Source organism: Micromonospora sp. NPDC049203 (assembly GCF_043197215.1).
Taxonomy (GTDB): Bacteria; Actinomycetota; Actinomycetes; order Mycobacteriales; family Micromonosporaceae; genus Micromonospora.
On sequence record NZ_JBICSV010000001.1, the window covers coordinates 67,910 to 93,227 of the forward strand.

Sequence of the window (25,318 nt, forward strand, 5' to 3'; positions counted from 1 at the left end):
ATCAAGGAGTTTGTGTCTGATTCCGCGCCGGAGCCGGACACAAACTCCTTGATCAACGCAGTGGTGCGGGGGAGGGGGAGGGGCCCGTCAGGGGTGGAGGCGCTTGAGGGTGGCTATGTCGGCGGCGTGGCCGATGTGCTTCTCCGTGGGGGTCTCCACCAGCACCGGCACCCCGGCGGTCGCCGGGTGACGCATCAGCTCGGCGAACGCCGGCTCGCCGATGGTGCCCTTGCCGATGTTCTCGTGCCGGTCCCGGGTGGAACCGCACAGGTCCTTCGAGTCGTTCGCGTGCACCAGCCGCAACCGGTCCGCGCCCACCGTGGCGACCAGCGTGTCGAGCGTGGCGGTCATGCCACCCTCGGCGGCCAGGTCGTGCCCGGCCGCCCAGGCGTGACAGGTGTCGAAGCAGACGCCGAGCATCGGGTGGCGGTCGACCGCGTCCAGGTAGGGGCCGAGGTGCTCGACCCGGGACGCCAGTGACCGGCCGCCCCCGGCGCTCGGCTCGACCAGCAGCATCGGCCCGCCGGTGGCCGCTGCCTCGTCGAGCAGTGGGAGCAACGCCGCGCGGACCTGCCGCATGGCCGCCTCGGCGTGACCGGCGTCGACCGAGCTGCCGGCGTGGAAGACCACGCCCTCGGCGCCGATCGCCCGCCCTCGCCGCAACGCGTGGGCCAGCGTATCGGCCGACCGGGTGACGGTCGCCGGAGTGGGGGAGCCGAGGTTGACCAGCAGTGAGGCGTGGATGAAGACGGGCAGGCCGCGCTCGCCGCACCCGTCGCGGAACAACGCGTCCTGCGCCGGGTCGCCCGGCGGCAGCGCCCAGCCGCGCGAGTTCGAGACGTAGACCTGCACCACCTCGGACTCGGCCGCCTCGGCGTACGGCAGGGCCGCCCGGGCCAGGCCGCCGGAGGTGGGGGTGTGCGACCCCACCCGGCGGCGACCGTCGCAGCCGCTCACAGGCACGTCACCGTGACCGTCGTGCCCGGCGGCACCGGCGTGTTCTCGGCCGGGTTCTGGATCCGGACGACGCCGTTCGGGTTGAGCTGGACGTTGACCGGGAAGCCCTGGCTCTCCAGCGTCTGCTTGGCCTGCTGGCACGGCATGTCGATCACCCGGGGGACGGCCACCTGCGGCGGGCCCTTGCTGATCTCCAGCTTGACCTGGGCGCCCTTCTCCACGCCGGTGCCGTCGGCCGGGCTCTGGCCGAGGATCTCGTCCTTCGGCTTGTCGGAGTCCTTGACGGTCTCCACCGGCCTCAGCCCGAGCTGCGCGAGGATGGTCCGTGCCTCGGTGAGGCTCTTGCCGACCAGGTTGGGCACGGAGACCGGCGCACGACCCTTGCTCAGGATCAACGTCACCTTCGTGTCGGGCTTGACCACCGTGCCCACCTTCGGGTCGGTGGCCAGCACCACGCCCGCCGGCAGGGCGTCGTCGTACCGCGAGGAGCCCTTGACCACGACCAGGTTGACGCCCTCCAACTCGGCCTGGGCCAGCGAGTAGTCCTTGCCCACCACGTCCGGCACCGGCAGCCGCTCCGGACCGAGCGACAGGGTCAGCGTGATCGTGCCGCCCTTGACGATCCGCGCGGCCGATCCGGGAGCCTGCCCGAGCACCGTGTCCTTGGGGACCTTCTCGTCGTAGCGCGGGGCGGCGTACCGCAGCGTGAAGCCGCCGCGCTGGGCCTGCGCCTCCGCGTCGGCCTTGCTCAGGCTCACCAGCTGCGGCGCGACCGTGTAGCGGCCCACCCCGAACCACCAGCCGCCACCCGCGGCGACCAGGCCGAGCACCACGACCACCGCGGCGACTGCGAGCCGTCCGCGCGGCGAGCCCATGATCCGGGTACGCAGGGCGGCGAACCCGGTCCCCGCGGCGTCCTCCTCGGCGGCGCGGCGCCGGTGCGGGCGCTGCGCGGCGCCGCCCTCGGGCAGCCGGGCCCACGCCGGGCGCTCGACCGGCTGGAGCGCGGCCACCATCTGGGTCGGCTGACTCAGGACGGCTGTCTCGTCGCTGAGCTGCGGCAGCACAGTGGTGTGCGCGTGCGGGTCGCCCAGTTGCTCGCGGGCCGCCTGCACCTCGCTCAGCAGCGCCGCGGCGTCGGCCGGCCGGCCGGCCGGATCCCGCCGGGTGGCCCGGGCGACGAGCGCGTCGAGCACCGGCGGCAGTGCCGGCACCAGCGTCGACGGCGCCGGTACGTCCCGGTCGACGTGCTGCCACGCGACCTCCACCGGGCGGTCGCCGTCGTAGGGGACCCGGCCGGTGAGCATCTCGAACAGCACGATGCCGGCGGAGTAGACGTCGGTGCGCGGGTCCGCGTGGCCCTGGGTGACCAGCTCCGGCGCCACGTACGCCACGGTCGCCATGAGCTGGTTGCCGTTCTCGTCCTCGGCGCTGGCCTCGACGGCCCGGGCCAGCCCGAAGTCGGCCACCTTGACCACGCTGTCGACCAGGTTTCGGCTGCCCCCGGTGGGCACCTCGGCGACGAGCACGTTCTCCGGCTTGACGTCGCGGTGCACCAGGCCGGCCCGGTGCGCGGCGGCGAGCGCGGCGAGCATCTGCTCGGTGATCGCGAGCGCCTCGTCCGGGTTCAGCCGGCGGCGCTCGGCGAGCACGTCGCGCAGCGTGCGGCCCCGGACGTACTCCATCACCAGGTACGGCAGGCCGGCGTGGATGCCCTGGTCGTAGACCGCCACCACGTTCGGGTGGGTGAGCCGGGCGATCGTCTTCGCCTCGTCGGTGAAGCGTTCGACGAAGCCGGCCATCCGGGCCTGGGCCTGCGGCGCCTGGGTCGGGTGAATGATCTTGACCGCCACGGTGCGCTCCAGGCGCTCGTCGGTGGCGGTGTACACGGTCGCCATGCCGCCACGGGCGACGCGACCGCGAATGCGGTAGCGCCCCTCGATCAGCGAGCCCAGCAACGTGTCGGCGACCTGTGTGTCCATCGGCAGGCAGTCTATGTGTCGGAAGGATGAAGGTTGAACAGGATGCTACCGCCGGGTTGCGACACGGGGGGACCGCCGCGCTCCCGGCGGCGGTGCGGGGTGCCGTGCACCGGCCCCGGCGGGCACGTGGCAGGGTGGTCGGGTGACCGATTCCGTACCCGCCGAGACCGGCCCCGACCTGGCCGGACCGGCCGACCCGGCCGGCTGGCTGGCGCTGCCCGACGTGGCCGAGCGCCTGGACCTGTCGATCAGCAAGGTGCACCAGATGATCCGCGACCGGGAACTGATCGCGGTGCGCCGCGACGGCGTCCGCCGGATCCCGGCCGACCTGGTGGCCAACAGCACCGTGCTCAAGCACCTACCCGGCGTGCTCAACCTGCTCGCCGACGCCGGGTACGACGACGAGGAGGCGCTGCGCTGGCTTTACCGGGAGGACCCGACGCTTCCCGGCACCCCCGCCGTCGCCCTCGGCGGCGACCTGGCCCGCGAGGTCAAACGCCGCGCCCAGGCCGTCGCCTTCTAGCGCCCTTCCCCACCCGCGCCCACCCGCGCCCGCTCCCGTTGATCATGAAGTTGGCGGCGAAGTCGATCTCCGGAAGTGCCGCCAACTTCATGATCGACCGCTTCGGGGGCGGGCGTGGGGAGGGCGGGTGTGGGGGTGGGAGGGGTGGGAGAGCGGAGGGTCAGGCGGGGCGGCGGGTGGCGGCGATGGCCAGGTCGACCAGGGCCTGGCGGGCCTCGGTGTCCAGGTCGACAGCGGTCAGCGCGGCCAGGGCGCTCTCGGTGAGCGCGGTGATGTGCCGCTCGGCCCGCTCCAGCGCGCCGCTCGTGGTGATCAGCTCGCGCAGCCGGTCCACCCCGGCCGCGTCCAGGTCCGGTACGCCGAGCCCGGCCAGCAGCGTCTCCCGGCCGGCCGGGTCGAGCGTCTCCAGGGCCGCCGCCACCAGGTACGTCCGCTTGCCCTCACGCAGGTCGTCGCCGGCCGGCTTGCCGGTGCGCTCCGGGTCGCCGAAGACCCCCAGCACGTCGTCGCGGAGCTGGAACGCCTCACCCAGCGGCAGCCCGTACGCCGAGTAGGCGGCGTGCACCTCGGCCGGCGCGCCGGCCAGCGCGGCGCCGAGCAGCAGCGGGCGCTCGACCGTGTACTTGGCCGACTTGTACCGGGCCACCTTGGCGGCCCGGTCCAGCGAGGTGTCCCCGGTGGCCTGGGTCAGCACGTCCAGGTACTGCCCGACGGTCACCTCGGTGCGCATCTCGTCGAAGACCGGCCGGGCCCGGGCCACGGTGGCCGGCGGCAGGCCGGAGGAGTGCAGCAGCTCGTCGGACCAGACCAGGCAGAGGTCGCCCAGCAGGATCGCGGCGGCGTCGCCGAAGGAGTCCGCGTCGCCGCCCCAGCCGGCCGCGCGGTGCCGGGCGGCGAACCGCCTGTGCATCGCCGGCTCACCGCGCCGGGTGTCCGACCGGTCCATCAGGTCGTCGTGGATGAGCGCACTGGCCTGCACGAACTCCAGCGCGGCAAGGGTGGCGACCACCTGGTCGGAGTCGACCCCGCCGGCGCCCCGGTAACCCCAGTAGCCGAACGCCGGGCGCAGCCGCTTGCCGCCGCCCAGCACGAAGGCCTCGATCGCCTCGGCGACCGGCAGCAGGCCGTCGTCGACGGCGGTCAGCCGGCCGCGCTGGCCGGCGAGGAACTCGGTGAGCGCCTTGTCGATCCGCTGGCGCAGGCCGGCACGGTCGACGGGGGATACGGGAGCAGCGTCGGTCACGCCACGACGCTAGCGGTTCACACCCGATATCGCCGCGCCCGGCGTCCCGGCGTGCCTCGTGGCTCACCGGCCCGGACGGTCCCGCCGGTGGCGCGGCACGCCGGGCGGCAGGTACGGGCGGGCCGCCGTGAACAGTCGCGCGTACCCCCGGGTGGCCGGACCGGGCGCAGCGTGCGCCAAGCCGCGGCGGAACGCGGTGAGCTGGCCGACGGCCCGGGGAGAGCCGGACCGGACCGCGTCGAGCAGCGCCTCGCCGGCCACCGCGCACGCCTCGGGCACCGCACCCAGGCCCAGGTGCCCGCGGGCCAGCCAGGCGCCGTACACGGCGGCCCGGCGGGGACGGTCACGCGCGGCTGCCACCGGCGTCAGCAGCGGCACCGCGGCGGCCGGACGGCCCAGCGCGACGAGCGTGCGCCCGGTCATCGCCGCCAGCTCGGCCGCGTCGAGCCAGTAGAGCCAGGGCGGCTCCCGGCCGGGCTCCGGCGTACCGGCCCGGTCCGCCCCGGCCAGCGCCCGCCCGGCGGCGCGGGGACGCCCGGCGAGCGCGGCGGCGAGCGCGACCCGGTGCAGCAGCAGCGCCCGCAGGCCGGGCGAGGCGGTGGCGCGGCCGGCGGCGTACCCGATCCGGGCCAGGACCAGCGCGCCGGCCGGGTCGCCGGCGTCGGCCAGCAGGTGACTGGCCGACGCGAGCACGTGCCCGGCCAGCGAGGGCTGCCCGGCGGCCACCGCCGCCCGCAGCGCCAGCCGGTAGGCGACCAGGCCCCCGCCGGGGTCGCCCGCGTCGGCGGCCAGCCAGCCGGCGAGCTGCGCCGACTCGGCGAGCGCGGGCAGCAGCGCGCGCCGGCCGGCGGGCCCGGCGCGACGGTAGCCGCGGACCGCCCGCCGCAGCCGGCGGGCGCCGTGCCCGGCGAGATCCCCGCCGCCGAGCAGGTCGTCCCAGCGCCGCAGCGTGGCGAGCGTCACCCCGTCCGCCGGGTGCCACCCGTCCCCGGGGTGGCGGGCGTTGTCCGGCACTGACGTCCCCGGTCCGCCGTCCGCCCCGGGCCCGGCCGTGCCGTGGGCGAACGGCCCGGCCGGCGCGCCCACGTCGTGCGGCCCGGGCCGACCGGGCCGGGTGTGGACCGCCGGCGGAGCTGCCGCGGCGAACGGACCGGCCAGTGTGCGGCCGTCCGGGTCGGCGGCCCAGCGGTACGCGAGCGTGAGCAGGGCCAGCCGGGCGCGGGACCCGGCCGGGTCGACCGCCGCGGGCGTCACGCCCAGCCGGCGGCTGCGGGCGGCGGCCTCGGCGACCAGCTCGCCCGGCACCCCGAGGACCGTCGCCAGCCAGGCCGACCAGAAGTCGCCGGGAAGCCGGAGCTGGCGTTCCCAGCGGGACACCTCGTGCCGGGTCAGCGTGGGCACGCCCGAGGCGGCGCAGAGCTCGGCGGCCATCCGCTGCTGGCTCCAGCCACGGGCGGCCCGCAACTCGGCCAGCAGCGGCCCGAGCAGGCGCGGGCCGGGCGGCGGGGACGGGATCATCGGAACCTCCGGGAGCGACGGCGCGGATGGCGACGTGGACGCCCGGCCAGGTGGTGGCGCCGTGCGTCGCCGTCGTGGCGACCCCCGCGCGGGCCCCCGGGACGGCGACGCACGGCCGCCCCTCCGCGCTGCCGTCGTTTCTACCCCCGGGGTACGACGTCGCACCGGCCAGGTGTTCGCGGGCTGGGAAGATCTCGGCACGGCGTGCCGTCCCGGTTACAGTCGGTCTGTGGCGCTCGGTCTTCCCTCGGTCCTTCCCAATCCCCAGCCGGCCATCGGGGAGCTGATCCGTGACGGCCGTCCCACCTTCTCCTTCGAGTTCTTCCCACCGAAGACCCCCGCCGGGGAGAAGCTGCTCTGGCAGGCCATCCGCGAGCTGGAGTCACTGCGTCCCTCGTTCGTGTCGATCACCTACGGCGCGGGCGGCTCGACCCGCGACACCACTGTGGCGGTGACCGAGCGGATCGCCACCGAGACGACGCTGCTGCCGATGGCGCACCTGACCGCGGTGAACCACTCGGTGGCCGAGCTGCGGCACGTGATCGGCCGGCTGGCCTCGGTCGGGGTGCGCAACGTGCTGGCCGTGCGGGGTGACCCGCCGGGCGACCCGGGCGGCGAGTGGATCGCCCATCCGGAGGGCGTCCGGTACGCCGAGGACCTGGTCCGGCTGGTCCGCGACAGCGGCGACTTCAGCGTCGGCGTGGCCGCGTTCCCGTACAAGCACCCGCGCTCGCCGGACGTGGACAGCGACACCGCGCACTTCGTCCGCAAGTGCCGGGCCGGCGCGGAGTTCGCGATCACCCAGATGTTCTTCGACGCCGACGACTACCTGCGGCTGCGTGACCGGGTGGCAGCGGCCGGCTGCGACACCCCGATCCTGGCCGGGGTGATGCCGGTGACCCAGATCGGCACCATCGAACGGTCGGTGCAGTTGTCCGGCGCGCCGTTCCCGGCGGCGCTGGCCGAGCGGTTCGAGCGGGTGGCCGACGACCCGGAGGCGGTACGCCGCCTCGGCGTCGAGCAGGCGAGCGAGATGTGCGAGAAGCTGCTCGACGAGGGTGTGCCGGGGATCCACTTCATCACGCTCAACCGGTCCACGGCCACCCGGGAGGTGTGGCAGCGGCTGCGCGCCGCCGCACGGGTGTGACCACCCGCCACACGACACCCGCGCCGTGCTTCTACGGTTGATCCGTGGTGGGCACACAGCTGAACTGGGACCAGTACGCGACCGCGTGGGCGCGGCTGCACGGCGGCTTCGATCCGCGTACCGCCGCGCCGGTGGTGCGCGCCTGGCTGCGCTTCGCCTACCACGTGGGCTACGTGCTGGGCCGGCTGCGCGTCGGCCCGACCCCGGTGACCGTGTTCGGGGTGCTGCTGTGCTTCTGCGTACCGCTGCTTGTGGGCCGGCCCGGCGACGGACCGTTCCTGGGTGCGTTGTTCGTGTTGCTGGCGGCGGTGGCCGACAGCGTCGACGGTGCGGTGGCGGTGGCCACCGGCCGCACCACCCGGCTGGGCTACGTGTACGACTCGGTCGCCGACCGGCTCGGCGAGGTGGCCTGGCTGATCGCGTTCTGGCTGCTCGGGGCGCCGGGCGCGCTGGTGGCGGCGGCCGGCGGCCTGTCCTGGCTGCACGAGTACGTGCGGGCGCGGGCGGTCTCGGCCGGGATGCGGGAGATCGGCGCGGTGACGGTGGGGGAGCGGCCGACCCGGGTCTGTGTGGCGCTGGTCGGGCTGCTGGTCGCCGGGCTCACCGGCCTGATCGACGTCGACCTGACCGCCGGGACCGTCACCATGGCCACCACGGTCTGGGTGCTGCTCGCCGGGTTCGGTCTCGGCCAGTTGCTCTCCGCCGTCCGCCGCGCCCTGGTCGACGCCGGCTGACGGGGGCCGGCCCGGCTCACCAGGCCGGGCCGACCGCCTCGGCGACGATCTCCGCCGACAGCGTCACCATGGGCAGGCCGCCGCCCGGGTGGCTGGAACCGCCGACCAGCCAGAGCCCGGCCGCCGGGCCCCGGTTGGCCGGGCGCAGCAGCCCGCCCGCGGTGCCGTAGATCGCCCCACCGGGTGCGCCGGTGGCCGCGTCCAGGTCGGCCGGGGTGCGGATCTCCCGGAACACCAGCCGGTCCCGCACGTCGGCGCCGCGCTCGGCCAGCACGTCGAGGATCCGGTCCGCGTACGCCTCGGCCAGGCCGGGCCGCCGCCAGTCCACGGCGCTCGCGGCGGTGCCGTGCCGGGGCGCGTTGACGAGCACGAACCACGCCTCGTGGCCCTCCGGGCGGACCGCCGGGTCGTCGGCGGCGGTGACGAACACGGTCGGGTCGTGCGCCGGGCGGGCCCGCACCCCGCGACCCGGGTTGCCGAACACGGCGTCGAACTCGGCGTCGTAGTCGTCGGGGAAGAAGACGGTGTGGTGGGCCAGCCCGGAGTCGCCGCGTACGCCCAGCAGCAGCACGAACCCGGCCAGGCTGCGGTCGGTGAGCGCGGCCAGCCGGCGCGGGTCGGGCAGCAGGTCCCGGTAGACGGTGAGCGCGTCCACGTTCGCCACCACCACGTCGGCCGGCACCGGCGCGGCCGTCCCGGCCACGCGTACCCCGTGCACCCGCCCGCCCGCGGCGTCGATCCTGGTGACAGTGGCGTCGGTGCGCACCACCACGCCCAGGTCCAGGCAGCGCGACAGCAGCGCGTCGGCGAGCGTGCCCAGCCCGCCGCGCAGGTACCAGCCGCCGTACGCCAGCTCGGCGTAGGGGACGGCGACGAGCGCGGCCGGGGCGCGGCGCGGGTCGGCGCCGGTGTACGTGGCGTACCGGTCCAGCAGCATCCGCAGCCGCGGGTCGGACAGGTGGCGGCGGCCCAGCCCGCGCAGGCTGCGGCCAGGGCCGATGGCGGCCAGGTCGCCCAGCCGCCAGGCTAGCGCGGCCAGGTCGCGGGGGGAGTCGACGGTACGGCGCAGGATGTCCCGGTGTGAGGCCGCCCACACCCGGCCGGCGCGTCGCCACAGGCCGCGCCAGTCGGCGGCGGACCGGTCGCCGAACGCGGCGCCGATCCGGGCGGCGAACTCGTCCGGGTCGGCGCAGGAGTCGAGCGCCTGCTCGCCGCCGGGGAAGACGTGCCGCACGATCGGGTCCAGCGGGACCAGGTCGAGGTATTCGTCGAGCTTCGCCCCGGTCGCCTCGAACAGGTCGTGGAAGACCTGCGGCAGGGTGAGCAGGCTCGGCCCGGTGTCGAAGTGCCACACCCCCTCCGGGGTGTGGTGGGCGTACCGGCCGAGCTTGCCCCCGACCGTGCCGGCCCGTTCGAGGACGGTGACCTCGTGCCCGGTGACCGCGAGCCGGGCGGCGGCGGCGAGCCCGCCCACACCGGCGCCGATGACCACGATGCGCGCCATGGCGTGCCCCTCCTAGGTGACCGGGCGACCCCGCCAGGTGAGCCGGCGTCGCTTCCGCAGATGGTACGACCGGACGGTCAGCCAACCGAGGACCACGACCGACACGGGGTGGCCCAGCGCGTCGGGCCACGCCCGTCCGCCGGTGGCGCGGGCGCTGACCACCCGCCCGGCGACCCCGGCCAGGTAGGCCAGGAACGCCACGGCGGCCACCGCCGGCGCGCCGGCGAGCAGCGCACCGAGGGCCAGCAGCGGCGGCGCGACGTAGAGCGCGAACAGCACCGCCAGCACGGCCGCCGCGGCGGCAGGGTGCCCGAACGTCGCCCACAGCGACTTGGTGTAGCCGTCGCGCAGTTGCGGCCAGGTGTCGTACATCCGGCAGGACGCCAGCCGGGACCCGTCGGCGAGCGCGATCCGCCCGCCGGCCCGTTTCACCGCCCGGGCCAGCTCGATGTCCTCCAGCACCTTGTCGGCCACCGCCGCGTGCCCGCCGGCCCGCAGGTAGCCGGCCCGGTCCACGACCAGGAACTGCCCGCCCGCCGCCGCGAGGGAGGGCCGCCGCGAGCGTTCCATCGCGCGCAGCGGCAGGAACGTCAGCCACAACCACTGCAGCAGCGGCTGCACCAGCCGGTCGGCCGCCGTCCGCACCACGATCCGGGGGTACGGCGACAGCAGCGCCGCGTCGGCCGCGCGCAACTCGGTCACGGCCGCCGCCACCGCGTACGGGGTGAGCACCACGTCCGCGTCGACGAAGGCCAGCGCTGTCGGCTCCGGGGCGGTACGGGTGGCGAGCTGCCAGCAGGCGTGCGGCTTGCCCAGCCAGCCGGGCGGCGGGGCGACGCCGGTGAGCAGCGTGAGGCGGGGATCGTCGCCGGCCACCGCGCGGACCACGTCGGCGGTGCCGTCGGTCGAGCCGTCGTCGAGCACCACGATCCGCAGGTCCGGCACCCCGCGCTGGGCCAGCAGCGCGCGCAGGCACGGGGTGACCCGGTCGGCCTCGTCGCGCAGCGGCAGCAGCACCGCCACCGGCTCGGTCACCTCGGCCGGGCCGGTGGCCGGTCGGCGCAGCCAGGCGAGCGCGTTGACGAGCGTGTGCCCGGTGAGCGCGGCGACCGCCACGGCCAGCGCGAGGGCGGCGATCATGCCGGGGCGTCGACGCGCGGCGCCGACTGCGGCTCGGTGGCCCGGTCCCGGCGGGCCCGCCACAGCGTCACCGCCAGCGGCACCGCCGCCACCGCCATCCCGGCCGCGCCCCACAGCGCCGACGCCGGCAGCCGCAGGAACACCGCGTGCGCCAGCACGCTGGAGGCGTACGTCCAGAGGTAGAGCGCGAACATCGGGGCGTCCCGGCCGTCGACCCGGTCCACCGACGGCCCGGCGAGCGGGCGCAGCGCGACGGCGAGCAGCACCGCGAAGCCCAGCCAGCCCAGGTAGTTGCTGACCGGGATGCCGGGCAGCCCGGGCAGCGCCGGGGTGGCGTCGCGCCAGGTCCAGTAGCCCTCGGCCACCATCTGCGGGTCGAGGAACAGGTCCCAGGCGGCGAGCCCGACCGCCGACAGCGCGATCCGGGCAGCCCGCGAGCGGACCAGCCGGACCGCGGTGAGCCAGGCGGGCCAGGCCATCCAGGTCCAGGCGAGCGGGATGATCAGCGGCACCCCGGCCAGCTTCGGGCCCAGCTCGCCGGAGTAGTCGTAGGTGCCGAACGGGAACCCGGTGGCCACGCCGATCGCCTCCACCGCGAACCCGCCGCCGGTGACGACAGCGACCAGCGCGACGGCGGTACGGGCGCCCCGGGTGAGCAGCGCGTGGCCGACCGAGAGCAGCCAGCCGAGCACCACTGTGGCCACAGTGAGCCCGGCCCGGGTCGCGCCGCCGGTGAGCGGGTAGCAGATCTGGGCGAGCACCAGCACGGCCAGCAGCGCCCAGGGCAGCCGGGCCCTCATGACGCTTCCGGTTCGCGACTGCGGGGCTCGCGAACCCGGCTCACTCCTCGCGCTCACTGTGCCGACCTTTCGTTCGCGACTGCGGGGCTCGCGAACCCGGCTCACTCCTCGCGCTCACGGTGCCGCCCTTTCGTTCGCGACTGCGGGGCTCGCAAACCCGGCTCACTCCTCGCGCTCACGGTGCCGACCTTTCGTTCGCGACTGCGGGGCTCGCGAACCCGGCTCACTCCTCGCGCTCACGGGGCGTCCGGCGGGGGCAGCGGCAGGTCCCGGCCGAGCACGCCGAACGGCCGTTCGTCGCCGGGGAAGTGGAAGTGGCGCAGCACGTCGACGAAGCCGAACCGGCGGTACAGCCGCCAGGCCCGGGACTTCTCCTCGTCGGCCTCCGGGGTGGACAGCAGGGTGGTGTCGCCCTCGGCCACGGCGAGCAGGGCGCGCAACTGGCGGGCGCCCAGGCCGTGGCCCTGCGCGGGCGGGCGGACGTGCAGCTCGACCACCTCGAACGGGTGGGTCAGCCAGCGCTGCCGGGCCTGCGTGTTCAGGGCCCGGTACACCTGGTCGTGCCACCACTGCCCGGTGGCGCCCCGGTAGCCGTACCCGAAACCGGCCAGGTGTCCCTCGTTGGTCAGGCTGGCGACGGCGCGGAAGCCGGGGCGGCGTACGTGGGTGGCGATGTAGCCGCGGCGGGCCTCCAGCAGGTCGGGCCGGTAGCCCATCGCCTCGCCGTAGACGGCCACCACGTCGTCCAGCCGCCGGACGAGGTCGTCCGGGGTCCACCGCACCAGTCTCATGCGCGCCCTCTCGCCGTCTCCGGGTCGCCCTCGGCGGCCCAGCCGAGCACCGTACGGTCGCCGACCACGTCGCCCACCGCGAACCGCGCGAACAGTTCCTCCGCGTACCAGCCCTCGGTGGGGGTGCGGGTGATCGCGGCGCGGTGCTCCGGGGAACGGTACGCGAACGCGACGAGGTCCGCCGGGTCGCGCCACACGCTCACCGTGCCCTGCCAGCCCAGCGGCGCCTCGCCGACGCCGAAGCGGGCGAGCAGGCCGGGGGCGCTGTGCAGCGCGCCGGCGACCGGCGGGATCGCGCGCCAGAACGTGGCCGCCCGGTGCGCCCGCAGCCGGGCCCGGGTCAGCGCCAGCACCGGCCCGGTGACCCGCCCGCCGGACGGCGCGCCGAACGGCTCCCGGCCGGACCACCGGCCGCGGCTGGTCAGCGGGCGCAGGTCGACCCGTACCGCGGCGCGGGCGATCCGGGCCCAGGAACGGGCGACCGGGGAGGCGTCGAAGCCGGCCGCGTCGGCGGGGGAGTCCCAGACCACGAGCGCGGCCCACCGGGTCAGATCGGCGTCGCCGGGGCCGAAGCCGGTGCCGGTCCCGGTGCCGAGCAGCTTGGCGAAGCGGACGCCGGGCAGCCGGCGCAGCCGGGCCGGGTGGGTGGCCATCCGGGTCAGCACACCGGGTACGGCCCGCCGGGGCACACGCCACACGTGCAGCGTGACGAGTCCGGGGTTCACGCCACCTCGGCCGGGGTGCCGGTGGTGATCCGCAGCAGTTCCGCGTACGTGGTGGGGAACACCGCCCGGGGTACGCCGCCGGCCGCCCACACCTCGTCGTACCCGGCCAGCGCGGTGTCCACGACGGTGCGCAGCGGCGCGGGGTGGCCGACCGGGGCGACGCCGCCGATCACCTGCCCGGTGTGCCGCCTGACGAACTCCGGGGTGGCCCGGCGCAGGTGGGTCACGCCCAGCGTGGCGGCCAGTCCGGCGGTGTCCACCCGGTGCGCGCCGGAGGTGAGCACCAGCAGCGGCGCGTCGTCCGCGTCGAAGATCAGCGAGTTGGCGATGGCGCCGACGGCGACACCGAGCGCCTCGGCCGCCGCGGCGGCGGTGTGCACCGCGTCGGGCAGCAGCCGGACGAGGCTGGCCTCGCCCGATCCGTTCCGCGCGCCCGCCTCGTCGAGCGCGCGCTGCACCGCCTGCACGTTCGGGTGTGGCTGCATCCCCCCATTCTTCCCCCACCCGCGCGCGGGCCCGCCGGGGGCCGTCGCCCTCCCGTGCGTCCCGGCGCGTCACACGTTGCGTTTTCGTCGGTGGGGAGGTGTACTGTCAGGGTAGTTAGAACGAGTGTTCGATTCCGGCTCGAAGTCAGGTTCGCCTCGAAGCCGGGTTCGGCTCAGACGGCAAGCGGCTCAGCTCCCCGGCTGGCCCGGCCTGTCCGAGCCGGTCGCGCACCCGTCGAACGCTCCGGAAGCGGTGTTTCGCGGCACCGGCTTCCGGGAGGTGCGGCACCGCGGGCCGCACCGGGTCTCGGACAGTCGCGAGTCCGGGCCCGTCAGGCAGGTCGTCGCCCGCCGCCCACGACCCCCGGGCGGCGGGCGACGGACCCGCCGGCACGCCGGCCGGGTGTGGGTGTGGGGAAGCGTCCACATCCGGCCGGCCGCCACAAGGTGCGTCTTCCTCCGCACCGACCGCTCCGGGCGACCGGGCGACGTTCCCGTCGCACGAGCGCCCGCCCCGGCCACACGCGGAGGAGAGACCCATGCCGACCAGTCCGGCCCAGGCGCCCACGGTGCCCGCGCACGTGCTGCCGCACCGCACCCCCGCCCAGTTGCTCGCGGTGGCCCGCGACGGGCTGGCCGAGGCCACCCGCACCCGTCCCGACGGCCTCCGGTACGCCGCCGCCCACCTCGCGGCGCTGCGTGCCGCCGCCGCCGTGCTCGCCGCCCGCGCTCGCCCCGCGCCCACCCGCCGGAACCGGATCACCAGCGTCTGGGTGCTGCTCGCCACCGTCGCCCCCGAGCTGGACGAGTGGGCCGCCTACTTCGCCGCCGGCGCGAGCAAGCGGGCCGCCGCCGAGGCCGGCATCCCCCGCGTGGTGACCGCCCGGGAGGCCGACGACCTGCTGCGCGCCGCCGAGGAGTTCGTGACGGTGGTGGAGACCGCGCTCGGCGTGGCCCACCAGCCGGCGCTCGACGGCCTGCCCCGCCCGCTGCGCCGCGGCGCCTCCGACACCCCGCCCCGGCCCGGAGCCGCCGCCGCCTGATCCGTGGCGCCCGGCCACCACCGGCGGGACTCCGGGTGGCCGGGCGCCGCGCCACGGCACACGCGTGCCGCGCACGACACGATCCACAGCACCATCCACGGGTGAGGCCCGTGGCGAAACACGACGGGGGGTTGGTCCGATGGCGGGCCGCATGGTGGTCGGTTCCGCCGCCCTGGCCGATCTGGTCCGGCCGGCGAGCGCACCCGATCCGGCCGGCGGCCACCGGGTGCTGCCCGTGCGGGCCGAGCTGACCGGGCTGCTGCCCAACCGGGGTCTGCGGCGCGGCAGCACGGTCGCGGTCGGTGCCGGCCGGCCCCGGCGCAGCGGCACCACCTCGCTGATCCTCGCGCTGCTCGCCGAGGCGTCCCGGGCCGGCTCGTGGTGCGCGGTGGTCGGCGTACCCACATTCGGGGCGGGCGCTGCGGCCGAGGCGGGCATCGCCCTGGACCGGCTGGCCCTGGTGCCCGACCCCGGGCCGGAGTGGCCAACTGTGGTCGCCGCGCTCATCGACGGGGTCGACGTGGTGGTCACCGCCGTGCCGGCCACCGTCTCCGCCTCGGTCGCGACCCGGCTGGCCGCCCGTGCCCGGCAGCGCGGAAGCGTGCTCGTCCCGTACGGGCGGTGGGACGGCGCGGACGTCACGCTCCAGGTGGTCCGGGGCGTCTGGCAGGGGCTCGGCCCCGGTCGGGGGCGGCTGCGCCGCCGCGAGGTGACCGTCTCGGCCCGGGGCCGGGGCGCCGCCGCCCGCCCCAAGGAGATCAAGGTGTGGCTACCCGGCGACGAACTGACCCGGGTGATCCCCCGCTCGGCCGGGCTCGGCACCCCGGCCGCCGCGCCGCCGCGCCGGCTGCGCGTGGTCGCCCCACCCGCCCGTACGCTCGCCGCTGCCGGTCCGGCGTGAGCGGCGTACCGCAGCGGACGCTGCTGCTCTGGTGCCCGGACTGGCCGGTCCTCGCCGCCGAGATCGTCGACGGGGTGCCCGCCACCGACCCGGTGGTGGTGCTGCACGCCAACCGGGTGATCGCCTGCTCCGAGCGGGCCCGCGCCGAGGGGATCCGGCGTGGGCTGCGCCGCCGCGAGGCACAGGGACGCTGCCCGCACCTCACCGTTGTCGACCACGACCCCGCCCGGGACGTGCGCGCGTTCGAGCCGGTGGTGGCCGCCGTGGAGGAGGTGGTCGCCGGCGTCGAGGTGATCCGGCCCGGCGCCTGCGCCACGGCGGCCCGGGGGCCGAGCCGCTACCTCGGCGGCGAGGAGGCGGCGGCCGAGCGGATCGTGGAGCACGTCGCGCAGAGCTGCGCGGTGGAGAGCCAGGCCGGCATCGCCGACGGGGTGTTCGCGGCCGGGCTGGCCGCCCGGGAGGGGCGGATCGTGGCCCCCGGCGGCACCCGCGGGTTCCTGGCCGGCCGCCCCGTCGAGGCGCTCGGCCGGCCCGCCCTGGCCGACCTGCTGCGCCGGCTCGGCGTCCGCACGCTCGGCGACTTCGCGGCGCTGCCCGCCGGGGACGTGCTGGCCCGGTTCGGTTTCGACGGGGCACTGGCGCACCGGCTCGCCGGCGGCCGGGACGACCGTCCGCTGGCGGTCCGGCAGCCGCCCGCCGACCTGACCGTCACCGCCGACAACGACGAGCCGATCGACCGGGTCGACGCGGCCGCGTTCGCCGCCCGCACACTCGCCGAGCGGCTGCACGAGCGGCTGGCCGGATACGGCTTGGCCTGCACCCGGCTCGGCATCGAGGCGGTCACCGCGCACGGCCAGGAACTGCACCGGGTCTGGCGGCACGACGGCCTGCTCACCGCCGCGGCCATCGCCGACCGGGTCCGCTGGCAGCTCGACGGCTGGCTCTCCGGCAGCAACGGCCGGGGCGGGGCGCGTCCGGCCCGGCCCACCGCCGGGATCGTCCGCTTGCGGCTGGTGCCCGACGGGGTGCTCGCCCAGGCGGGCCTGCAAGCCGGGCTGTGGGGGGAGACCGGTGAGGAGCGGGAGCGGGCGCATCGCGCGTTGAACCGGGTACAGGGCATCCTCGGTCCCGAGGCGGTGGTCACCGCAGTGCTCGGCGGCGGGCGTTCCCCGGCCGACCAGGTGCGCCTGGTCCCGTGGGGCGACGAGCGGGTGCCCGCGCGCCCCGGCCCGCCACCCCTGCCGGCCGACGCGGCGCCCCCGGTCCCGGCGTCCCAGGCTCCGGCCGCGCCGCCGTCCCGGGCTCCGGTCCCGGCAGCGTCGCCGTCCCCGACAGGGCTGTCGTCCCCGGCCGCGTCACTCATCCCGGGCATCGGGGCCGCTCCGGGTGCCGCGTCCGCCTCGGTCGCCGTACCCGATGCCGGGGCGCGGGCCGGACGGCGAGCCCGGCGGGGCCGGGCGGTGGCCGAGCCGCCGTGGCCGGGGCGGATCCCGCCACCGTCGCCGGCCGTGGTGCTGCCGACCCCGTTGCCGGCCGACGTGCGCGACGCGGCCGGGCAGCCGGTCGTGGTGACCGCGCGGCTGGCGGTCAGCGCGGCGCCGGCCCGGCTCACCGTCGGCGACGGGCGTCCGGCCGAGATCACCGGTTGGGCCGGTCCGTGGCCCGTGGACGAACGCTGGTGGGCGCCGGCCGAGGCGCGCCGCCGGGCCCGGTTCCAGGTGAGCCTGGCCGACGGCGCCGCCCTGCTGCTCGCGGTGGAGGGCGGGCAGTGGCTGGTGGAGGCGATCTATGACTGAGCGCCGGGAGAGATCTTGGTACGAAAGTGCCCCTCGGGGGGCCGTTTCGTACCAAGATCTCAGGCGGTTGGCCGCCGGGTGGGGGAGGCGCCGGTGAGCTTCCACAACCCGAAGATGCCGTGGTCCAAGTTGGAGCAGGTGCTGTCCGGGCGGGCCAAGGGCGAGCGGCACCTGCACGTGGTCGACCCGCTCGCGGTCGACGCCGACGGCGGCGACTCACCGGCGTGGAGCCGCAAGCGCCAGGAATACCAGCCGCCGGAGCTGACCCGTCCGGACGGCGTGGTGCCCTACGCGGAGCTGCACGCGCACTCCAACTTCAGCTTCCTCGACGGGGCCAGCCACCCGGAGGAACTGGCCGAGGAGGCGGCCCGGCTCGGGCTGACCGCGCTCGCCGTCACCGACCACGACGGCTTCTACGGCGTGGTGCGCTTCGCCGAGGCGGCCCGCGCGCTGCGGCTGCCGACGATCTTCGGCGCGGAACTGTCCCTCGGGCTGCCCGGCCCGCAGAACGGCGAACCGGACCCGCTCGGCCGGCACCTGCTGGTGCTCGCGCACGGCCACGAGGGGTACGCGCGCCTGGCCGCCACCATCTCCCGGGCCCAGCTGCGCGGCGGGGAGAAGGGCCGCCCGGTCTACGGCGAGCTGGAGGAGATCGCCGCCGAGCTGCGCGACCACGTGCTGGTGCTCACCGGCTGCCGCAAGGGGCACGTGCCCGCGGCGCTGCTCACCGAGGGCGTCGACGCGGCGGCCCGCGAGCTCGACCGGCTCACCGCGCTGTTCGGCGCGGAGACGGTGGCGGTGGAGCTGACCGACCACGGCCACCCGGTCGACGCCGACCGCAACGACGCGCTCGCCGAGCTGGCCGCCGCCGCCGGGCTGCCCACAGTGGCCACCAACAACGCGCACTACGCGACCCCGGGCCGGCGTCGGCTGGCCACCACCGTGGCGGCGGTCCGGGCCCGGCGCAGCCTCGACGAGATCGACGGCTGGCTGCCCGCCGCGGCCACCGCCCACCTGCGCAGCGGCGCGGAGATGGCGGCGCGGTTCGCCGCGTACCCGGGCGCTGTGGCGCGGGCCGCCGAGTACGGCGCGGAACTCGCCTTCGACCTCCAGCTCGTGGCGCCGAGGCTGCCCGCGTACCCGGTGCCGCCCGGGCACACCGAGATGAGCTGGCTGCGCCGGCTGACCATGGGCGGCGCCCGCGAGCGCTACGGGCCGCCCGAGGCGCACCCGGAGGCGTACGCGCAACTGGAACACGAGCTGCGGATGATCGAAGATCTCGGTTTCCCCGGCTACTTCCTGGTCGTCTACGACATCGTGGCGTTCTGCCGCGCGCAGGACATCTACTGCCAGGGCCGGGGGTCGGCGGCCAACTCGGCGGTCTGCTACGCGCTGCGCATCACAAACGTGGACGCGGTCCGGCACCGGCTGCTGTTCGAACGCTTCCTCGCCCCGGAACGCGACGGCCCGCCCGACATCGACGTGGACATCGAGTCCGACCGCCGGGAGGAGGTGATCCAGCACGTCTACGCCCGCTACGGCCGGGAGCACACCGCCCAGGTCGCCAACGTCATCTCGTACCGGCCCCGGTCGGCGGTGCGGGACGTGGCGAAGGCGTTCGGGTTCTCGCCCGGCCAGCAGGACGCCTGGAGCAAGCAGATCGACAGGTGGGGCTCGGTCGCCGCGGTCGACGTGGCGGACATCCCCGAGCAGGTGGTCGCGTACGCGAACGAGCTGCAGACCTTCCCCCGGCACCTGGGCATCCACTCCGGTGGCATGGTGATCTGCGACCGGCCGGTGATCGAGGTGTGCCCGGTGGAGTGGGGCCGGATGCCCGGCCGCAGCGTGCTCCAGTGGGACAAGGACGACTGCGCCGCCGTCGGCCTGGTCAAGTTCGACCTGCTCGGCCTCGGCATGCTCTCGGCGCTGCACTACGGCTACGACCTGATCGGCTCCCGGCTCGACCTGGGCGACATGACGCTGGACGACCCCGAGGTGTACGACATGCTCTGCCGGGCCGACTCGGTGGGCGTGTTCCAGGTGGAGAGCCGGGCGCAGATGGCCACCCTGCCCCGGCTCAAGCCGCGCGAGTTCTACGACCTGGTGGTGGAGGTGGCGCTGATCCGGCCCGGCCCGATCCAGGGCGGCTCGGTGCACCCGTACATCAGGCGCAAGAACGGCCAGGAGCCGGTCACGTACGCGCACCCGCTGATGCGCAACGCGCTGGAGAAGACGCTCGGCGTGCCGCTGTTCCAGGAGCAGCTCATGCAGCTCGCCATCGACCTGGCCGGGTTCGACGCGGCCGGCGCCGACCAGCTGCGCCGGGCCATGGGGGCGAAGCGCTCGGTGGAGCGGATGGCGCAGATCGCCGACCGGCTCTACGCCGGGATGGCCGAGCGGGGCATCACCGGCGAGCTGGCCGACGACGTCTATCGCAAGCTCACCGCGTTCGCCAGCTACGGCTTCCCGGAGAGCCACGCGATGAGCTTCGCCTACCTGGTGTACGCCAGCTCGTGGCTCAAGCGCTACCACCCCGGCCCGTTCCTGGCCGCGCTGCTCAACGCGCAGCCGATGGGCTTCTACTCGCCGCAGACGCTCGCCGACGACGCCCGCCGGCACGGTGTGGAGGTGCGCCGGCCGGACATCAACGCCAGCGGCGCCAAGGCGGTGCTGGAGTCCACGCCGCAGACCCGGTGGGGCAGCGTGCCGGGCGAGCCGCCGCACGCCTGGGGGCTGGGCGGCTCGGCGGTGCGGCTCGGGCTGGGCAGCGTCCGTACCCTCGGCGTCGACGTGGCCGAGCGGATCGAGGCGGAACGCGCCGCGCACGGGGCGTACCGGGACATGCCGGACCTGGCCCGCCGCGTCGGTCTCACCGCCGCGCAGCTGGAGGCGCTGGCCACCGCCGACGCCTTCGCCTGTTTCGGGCTGACCCGGCGGCAGGCCCTCTGGGCCGCCGGCGCGGCGGCCCAGGACCGGCCCGGCCGGCTGCCCGGCACGGTGACCGGCGCGGACCCGCCCACCCTGCCCGGCATGGCCGCGGTGGACCGCCTGGTCGCCGACGTCTGGGCCACCGGCCTGTCCCCGGAGAGCCACCCGGCCCGGTTCATCAGGGACCGCCTCGACGAGCTGGGCGCGGTGCCGATCGCCCGGCTCGGCCAGGTGCCACCCGGGCAGCGGATCCGGGTCGGCGGGATCGTCACCCACCGGCAGCGCCCGGCGACCGCCGGCGGCGTCACGTTCCTCAACCTGGAGGACGAGACCGGGATGCTCAATGTCACTTGCTCCCCGGGGCTGTGGCAGAGATACCGTCGAGTCGCCCGCACCAGCGGAGCACTTGTGGTGCGGGGCCGGCTGCAGCGGCACGAGGGCGTCACGAACCTCACCGCGGACCGGCTGGACGCGATCGAGCCCCCCGTCACACCGGCGTCAAGGGATTTCCGTTGATGGAGTGATCCACATTACGGTTTCTCCGAGCCGGAGGCGGGAGACTCCCGACGCGGGTGGGCAGAGTGGCCCACCCGGGGTATGGGGGATGAACCGATGACCTTTCACCGCACGAACGCCGGTGGCGTGGCAAACGCCCGGCGGACCCGCCTCGGCGCCGACTGGGCGCCCACCCACGAGGCCGAGCCGCGGGAATACCAGGTGACCGACGGCCCGGTGGCCAACCACCAGCGCTCCCGCGCCGAGGACGACCCCGCCGGCGGCGGCGAGTCCTGAACCCGGGCCGGGGGGTGACTAGGCTCGGCGCGTGGAGCAGATCCGAACCCTCACCCCCCGCACCGCGGTCATCTGGTCGGTGCTCCGGGCCGAGCTGGACCGGCGGGCCGGCGAACGACTCTCCGTGCTCGACGTCGGCGGCGGGACCGGCGGCTTCGCCGTCCCGCTCGCCGAGGCCGGTCACCGGGTCACGGTGATCGACGCCAGCCCCGACGCGCTCGCCGCGCTGACCCGACGGGCCGCCGAGGCCGGGGTCGCCGATCGGGTACGCGCGACGCAGGGCGACGCCGACGCGCTCACCGGACTGGTCGAACCGGCCACCGTGGACCTGGTGCTCTGCCATTCCGTCCTCGAGGTGGTCGACGACCCGGAACCGGTGACGTCAGCGCTGGTCGCCGCGTTGCGGCCGGGTGGCGCGGCGAGCGTGCTCGTGGCCGGCCGGACCGCCGCCGTGCTCGGCCGGGCGATGAACGGGCAACTGGACGCCGCCGCCGCGCTCGCCGCCGACCCGAACGGCACCACCGGCGGCCGGGACACGCTGCGCCGCCGCTACGACGCCGCCGACGCGGGCGCGCTGCTCACCGCCGCCGGCCTCGTCGTGGAGGAGATCCACGGGGTACGGGTGCTCGCCGACCTTCTCCCGGCCGCGGTGGCCGACGGGCAGCAGGCCGCCCTGGTGGAGCTGGAGCGCGCCCTCGCCGCCCGGTCCCCGTACCGGGATCTCGCCGCCCAGCTGCACCTGTTCGCCCGCTGCCCGGCATGACCGGTCCGGTGCCCGATCCGGCTCCCGGCCCGCTGGACCGGGTGGCGCCGCGCTACGACGGCGGCGCCCTGACCGACGTGCTGCCCAGCGCGTTGGCGCTGCTCGGCGTACCGGGCGCGGCCGACCGGCTCGGCCTGGCCCCGCGCCTGGCCGGGGTACGCCGGATCGCGGTGCTGCTCGTCGACGGCCTCGGCTGGTACCAGATCCCCACCGCCGCCCCGTACGCCCCGACGCTCGCCGGCCTGGCCGCCACCGCCGGCCGCCCACTCACCACCGGCTTCCCGTCCACCACCCCGACAAGCCTGGTCAGCCTCGGCACCGGCACCGGGCCCGGCGCGCACGGCGTGCTCGGCTTCACGGTCCGGGTGCCCGGCACCGGCCGGGTGCTCAACCACGTCGACTGGGCCGGCGACCCCGATCCGGTGAGCTGGCAGCCGGTGCCCACCTGGTACCAGCGGGCCCGTGCCGCCGGGGTCGCGGTGACTGTGGTCAGCCGCCCCGAGTTCGCCGGCAGCGGCCTGACGCTCGCCGCCAACCGGGGCGGCGACTACCGGGGCGCGGCGGGCGTGGACGCGCTCGCCGCCCGGATGCTGGCGGCGCTCGCTGCCGGGGACGGGCCCACGCTCGTCTCCGGCTACCACCCCGACCTGGACCGGCACGGGCACCTCAGCGGCGTGGACTCCGCACCCTGGCGGACCGCCGCCGCCGACGTGGACGCGCTGCTGGCCCGGCTCGTCGACGGGCTCCCGCCGGACGCCGCGCTGCTCGTCACCGCCGACCACGGCCAGCTCGACGTGCCCGCCGGGCACCGGATCGACCTGGACACCGACCCCCGGCTGCGGGCCGGGGTACGGGTGGTCGCCGGTGAGCCCCGGGTCCGCTACCTGCACGTCGAGCCGGGTGCCGAAGCCGACGTGACGGCCGCCTGGACCGAGGTGCTGGGCCCGGCCGCGCAGGTGCTGATCCGGGCCGAGGCGGTGGCGACCGGCTGGTTCGGGCCGGTGCCCGAGGCACACCTGACCCGCATCGGTGACGTGGTGGTGGTCTGCCGGGACACGTACGCGGTGGTCGCCACCCGCTCCGAACCGCCGATGGCGTCGCGGCTGGTCGCGTACCACGGTGCCGACACCGCCGCCGAGATGACCATCCCGCTGCTGGTGATCCGGGGCTGACGCCGGTTCGTCCGTGCCTCTGCGCTGCGGGTCCGGGGCGGTTCCGCCTCGTCCGGGGGCCGGCGGGGCGGTGGCTGTGGTGCCGGCCCTCGCCCGGTCCGGCGGCGGGCCGAGCATGGTTCGTCCGGGGTCGGCGGCATGGCCGCGGGCTGGGCGGTGGGTTGTCGGACCGGCGGGCTAGCCTGCTGGCATGGGCCGCAGCCAGTCGTTGCCCCGAGGCGGTGACCCGCGCTTCGGGCCGGACGCCGACGACACCGGCTGCACCGTCCTGCACGTCGACATGGACGCGTTCTACGCCTCGGTGGAGGTGCGCCGCCGCCCCGAGCTGCGCGGCCGGCCGGTGGTGGTGGGCGGCGTCGGGCCGCGCGGCGTGGTCAGCTCCGCCAGCTACGAGGCCCGGCGGTACGGCGTCCGCAGCGCGATGCCCACCGCCCGCGCCCGGGCGCTCTGCCCCGGCGCGGTCTACCTCCCGCCCGACTTCGCCGCCTACACCGAGGCGTCGCGGGCGGTCATGCGGATCTTCCGGGACGTCACCCCGCTGGTCGAGCCGCTGTCGCTGGACGAGGCGTTCCTCGACGTGGCGGGCGCCCGCCGGCTGTTCGGCCGGCCCGCCGAGATCGCCGCGCTGATCCGCCGCCGGGTCGCCGAGGAACAGCGACTGACCTGCTCGGTGGGGGTGGGTCCGAGCAAGTTCGTGGCCAAGCTCGGTTCCACCCGGGCCAAACCCGACGGCCTGCTCGTGGTCCCGGCCGCCCGGGTGCTGGACTTCCTGCACCCGCTGCCGGTGTCCGCCCTGTGGGGCGTGGGGGAGCGCTCCGCGGACGCGCTGCGCCGCCTCGGCCTGCGCACCGTACGCGACCTGGCCGAGGCGCCGGCCGGCCTGCTGCGCCGGGCTGTGGGCGAGGCGTCCGCCACCCACCTGCACGAGCTGGCCTGGGGGCGTGACCCGCGCGCTGTCACGCCCGAGCAGGTGGAGAAGTCGATCGGCGCCGAGGTCACGTTCGACACCGACGTGAGCGACCCGGCCGAGATCCGGCGCTCCCTGCTCGCGCTCGCCGACAAGGCCGGCGCTCGGCTGCGGGCGGCCGGGCAGGTCGGGCGCACCGTGTCGCTCAAGGTTCGCTTCGCCGACTTCCGGACGATCAGCCGCTCCCGCACCCTCGCCGTGCCCACCGACACCGCCCGGGAGATGTTCGACACGGCCTGGGCGTTGTGGACCGCGCTCGCCCCCGGCGAGCCGGTCCGGCTGGTCGGTGTCCGGATGGAAGGTCTCGCCCCGGCCGGGGAGACTCCACGGCAGCTCACCCTGGGCGCGCCGGAGCGCGGCTGGCGTGAGGCGGAGGCGGCGGCCGACGCGGCGGCCGCCCGATTCGGGCGGTCCGTCATAGGTCCGGCCAGTCTTCTCGGCCGTCGTGATACCCGACAAGTCGAAAAACCGGCCCGGCCGTAGGTCGTCCCGCTTTCCGACGCGCGGGGGCCCTCGTAGACTTGCGGGTAAGCAGCCGGATGGCTGCCACGGTCTGTCGGCCCGACCGGGCCGACCAACGTGACCGGGGAGGAGTGCCGTGCCGCTCTCGGAGCACGAGCAGCGGCTGTTCGAGCAGATCGAGCGGTCGCTTGCCGAGGACCCCAAGTTCGCCTCGGCCGTGCGCGCCAGCGACCCGCGTTTCCACGCGCGGCGTCGCGTGCTCGTCGCTGCCGGCGTGGTCGTCGCTGGTCTGGCCCTGTTGATCTACGGTGCCGTGATCAAGATTCCCGCGGTGGCCGTGGCGGGTTTCGTCGTCATGCTGGCCTCGTTGGGCTACGCGGTGCAGTCGCACCGCCGATCCCAGTCGCCCGACCTGCACGTGGTCGGCGGCACAACGAGCCGGCGTCGTCCCCGTGGCCGCAGTGGTGGTGGTCGCCGGGGCTCCTTCCTCGACCGGATGGAGGACCGCTGGCGGCAGCGCCCGGAGGGCCACCGCTGATCACGTCCCGCCCCTGAACCCGGGGGGCGGGATACCGGCGGCACCTTTGGCAAGCGCCGCCGGAGCGACCCGCTGCGGGTCGCCGTGGCATGCGCGGGCGAGGGCCCGCGCTTCGTCGTGCCCGCTCCGACCCGGCCGGCGGGGCGGCTCCGCCGGTGGACGTGGCCCGTCCGCTCCGCTCCGCCGCGTCACGCCTCCGTCCCGCGTCCGTCCGGCGCGGCGTCACGCTTCCGTCCCGCGTCCGTCCGGTGCGGCGTCACGCTTCCGTCACGCGTCCGTCCGGCGCGGCGTCACGCTTCCGTCCCGCGCAGCGCGCGCCGGGTCTCCGTCCGAGCTTTCGTCGCGCAGCGCCCGCCTGCCGACGTCTCCTCCGTCCCGCGTGCACCCCGCCGCACCCACTCGGCCAT

General features: G+C 76.2%; 22 protein-coding genes. 12 read left to right on the top strand and 10 right to left on the bottom strand.

Annotated elements, in window-relative coordinates:
* Positions 1 to 87 precede the first annotated feature (87 nt).
* Positions 88 to 957: a deoxyribonuclease IV gene (locus ACGFIA_RS00330; protein ID WP_357469592.1), complete on the bottom strand. Its 870-nt coding sequence runs from the start codon at positions 955 to 957 to the stop codon at positions 88 to 90.
* On the bottom strand, positions 954 to 2,939 hold the full coding sequence (gene pknB, locus ACGFIA_RS00335) for a Stk1 family PASTA domain-containing Ser/Thr kinase (RefSeq protein WP_357469588.1): 1,986 nt from the start codon (positions 2,937 to 2,939) through the stop codon (positions 954 to 956). Before pknB ends, ACGFIA_RS00330 begins: the two co-directional genes overlap by 4 nt.
* A 142-nt stretch (positions 2,940 to 3,081) precedes the next feature.
* On the opposite strand from pknB, the gene ACGFIA_RS00340 reads away from it, so the two are divergent.
* Positions 3,082 to 3,462, top strand: a complete 381-nt coding sequence (locus ACGFIA_RS00340) for an Rv2175c family DNA-binding protein (RefSeq protein WP_357469585.1) — start codon at positions 3,082 to 3,084, stop codon at positions 3,460 to 3,462.
* 160 nt (positions 3,463 to 3,622) lie between these two features.
* On the opposite strand, the gene ACGFIA_RS00345 is transcribed toward ACGFIA_RS00340, so the two are convergent.
* Both ACGFIA_RS00345 and ACGFIA_RS00350 read right to left on the bottom strand, forming a co-directional pair.
* The gene (locus tag ACGFIA_RS00345; RefSeq protein ID WP_357380723.1) at positions 3,623 to 4,705 is read right to left on the bottom strand and encodes a polyprenyl synthetase family protein; all 1,083 of its coding nucleotides are present in this window, start codon (positions 4,703 to 4,705) and stop codon (positions 3,623 to 3,625) included.
* Positions 4,706 to 4,768: 63 nt separating this feature from the next.
* Positions 4,769 to 6,223, bottom strand: coding sequence for a helix-turn-helix domain-containing protein (locus ACGFIA_RS00350; protein WP_357476709.1), 1,455 nt, complete (start codon positions 6,221 to 6,223; stop codon positions 4,769 to 4,771).
* Positions 6,224 to 6,452: 229 nt separating this feature from the next.
* Here ACGFIA_RS00350 and metF point away from each other — a divergent pair, with 229 nt between their 5' ends.
* Both metF and ACGFIA_RS00360 read left to right on the top strand, forming a co-directional pair.
* On the top strand, positions 6,453 to 7,370 hold the full coding sequence (metF, locus tag ACGFIA_RS00355; RefSeq protein WP_357380727.1) for a methylenetetrahydrofolate reductase [NAD(P)H]: 918 nt from the start codon (positions 6,453 to 6,455) through the stop codon (positions 7,368 to 7,370).
* Positions 7,371 to 7,414: 44 nt separating this feature from the next.
* Positions 7,415 to 8,104 carry a CDP-alcohol phosphatidyltransferase family protein gene (locus tag ACGFIA_RS00360; RefSeq protein WP_357476712.1) on the top strand — a complete coding sequence of 230 codons (690 nt, stop codon included), beginning with the start codon at positions 7,415 to 7,417 and terminating at the stop codon, positions 8,102 to 8,104.
* Between the two features lie 16 nt (positions 8,105 to 8,120).
* On the opposite strand, the gene ACGFIA_RS00365 is transcribed toward ACGFIA_RS00360, so the two are convergent.
* The 6 genes from ACGFIA_RS00365 to ACGFIA_RS00390 form a co-directional block, all read right to left on the bottom strand.
* Positions 8,121 to 9,608, bottom strand: coding sequence for a phytoene desaturase family protein (locus ACGFIA_RS00365; protein WP_357476715.1), 1,488 nt, complete (start codon positions 9,606 to 9,608; stop codon positions 8,121 to 8,123).
* Between the two features lie 12 nt (positions 9,609 to 9,620).
* Positions 9,621 to 10,748, bottom strand: coding sequence for a glycosyltransferase (locus ACGFIA_RS00370; RefSeq protein ID WP_393257625.1), 1,128 nt, complete (start codon positions 10,746 to 10,748; stop codon positions 9,621 to 9,623).
* Complete coding sequence (locus tag ACGFIA_RS00375; RefSeq protein ID WP_393257628.1) at positions 10,745 to 11,548, bottom strand: carotenoid biosynthesis protein; 804 nt, start codon at positions 11,546 to 11,548, stop codon at positions 10,745 to 10,747. Before ACGFIA_RS00375 ends, ACGFIA_RS00370 begins: the two co-directional genes overlap by 4 nt.
* 236 nt (positions 11,549 to 11,784) lie before the next feature.
* On the bottom strand, positions 11,785 to 12,339 hold the full coding sequence (locus ACGFIA_RS00380; RefSeq protein WP_357476720.1) for a GNAT family N-acetyltransferase: 555 nt from the start codon (positions 12,337 to 12,339) through the stop codon (positions 11,785 to 11,787).
* Positions 12,336 to 13,064 (bottom strand): monooxygenase, encoded by a 729-nt coding sequence (locus ACGFIA_RS00385; RefSeq protein ID WP_357380739.1) that lies wholly within the window; start codon positions 13,062 to 13,064, stop codon positions 12,336 to 12,338. Before ACGFIA_RS00385 ends, ACGFIA_RS00380 begins: the two co-directional genes overlap by 4 nt.
* Positions 13,061 to 13,549 (bottom strand): YbaK/EbsC family protein, encoded by a 489-nt coding sequence (locus tag ACGFIA_RS00390; protein WP_357380741.1) that lies wholly within the window; start codon positions 13,547 to 13,549, stop codon positions 13,061 to 13,063. Before ACGFIA_RS00390 ends, ACGFIA_RS00385 begins: the two co-directional genes overlap by 4 nt.
* Positions 13,550 to 14,088: 539 nt before the next feature.
* Here ACGFIA_RS00390 and ACGFIA_RS00395 point away from each other — a divergent pair.
* The 9 genes from ACGFIA_RS00395 to ACGFIA_RS00435 all read left to right on the top strand — a co-directional run bounded on the left by ACGFIA_RS00395 (position 14,089) and on the right by ACGFIA_RS00435 (position 24,911).
* Positions 14,089 to 14,592, top strand: a complete 504-nt coding sequence (locus tag ACGFIA_RS00395) for an SAV_6107 family HEPN domain-containing protein (RefSeq protein WP_357380743.1) — start codon at positions 14,089 to 14,091, stop codon at positions 14,590 to 14,592.
* A 139-nt stretch (positions 14,593 to 14,731) separates the two neighbouring features.
* Positions 14,732 to 15,493, top strand: coding sequence for a hypothetical protein (locus tag ACGFIA_RS00400; RefSeq protein WP_357476723.1), 762 nt, complete (start codon positions 14,732 to 14,734; stop codon positions 15,491 to 15,493).
* Complete coding sequence (locus ACGFIA_RS00405; protein WP_357476726.1) at positions 15,490 to 17,289, top strand: DNA polymerase Y family protein; 1,800 nt, start codon at positions 15,490 to 15,492, stop codon at positions 17,287 to 17,289. Before ACGFIA_RS00400 ends, ACGFIA_RS00405 begins: the two co-directional genes overlap by 4 nt.
* A gap of 93 nt (positions 17,290 to 17,382) precedes the next feature.
* Positions 17,383 to 20,733, top strand: coding sequence for an error-prone DNA polymerase (locus ACGFIA_RS00410; protein ID WP_393257635.1), 3,351 nt, complete (start codon positions 17,383 to 17,385; stop codon positions 20,731 to 20,733).
* Positions 20,734 to 20,829: 96 nt separating this feature from the next.
* Positions 20,830 to 21,009 (top strand): hypothetical protein, encoded by a 180-nt coding sequence (locus tag ACGFIA_RS00415; RefSeq protein ID WP_013287622.1) that lies wholly within the window; start codon positions 20,830 to 20,832, stop codon positions 21,007 to 21,009.
* A 31-nt stretch (positions 21,010 to 21,040) separates the two neighbouring features.
* Complete coding sequence (locus ACGFIA_RS00420) at positions 21,041 to 21,772, top strand: methyltransferase domain-containing protein (protein ID WP_357476732.1); 732 nt, start codon at positions 21,041 to 21,043, stop codon at positions 21,770 to 21,772.
* The gene (locus ACGFIA_RS00425; RefSeq protein WP_357476734.1) at positions 21,769 to 22,944 is read left to right on the top strand and encodes a nucleotide pyrophosphatase/phosphodiesterase family protein; all 1,176 of its coding nucleotides are present in this window, start codon (positions 21,769 to 21,771) and stop codon (positions 22,942 to 22,944) included. The genes ACGFIA_RS00420 and ACGFIA_RS00425 overlap by 4 nt, the downstream gene beginning before the upstream one ends.
* Before the next feature lie 190 nt (positions 22,945 to 23,134).
* On the top strand, positions 23,135 to 24,394 hold the full coding sequence (locus tag ACGFIA_RS00430; RefSeq protein ID WP_357380755.1) for a DNA polymerase IV: 1,260 nt from the start codon (positions 23,135 to 23,137) through the stop codon (positions 24,392 to 24,394).
* Positions 24,395 to 24,509: 115 nt separating this feature from the next.
* The gene (locus ACGFIA_RS00435) at positions 24,510 to 24,911 is read left to right on the top strand and encodes a DUF3040 domain-containing protein (RefSeq protein WP_128139017.1); all 402 of its coding nucleotides are present in this window, start codon (positions 24,510 to 24,512) and stop codon (positions 24,909 to 24,911) included.
* The last annotated feature ends 407 nt before the right edge of the window (positions 24,912 to 25,318 follow it).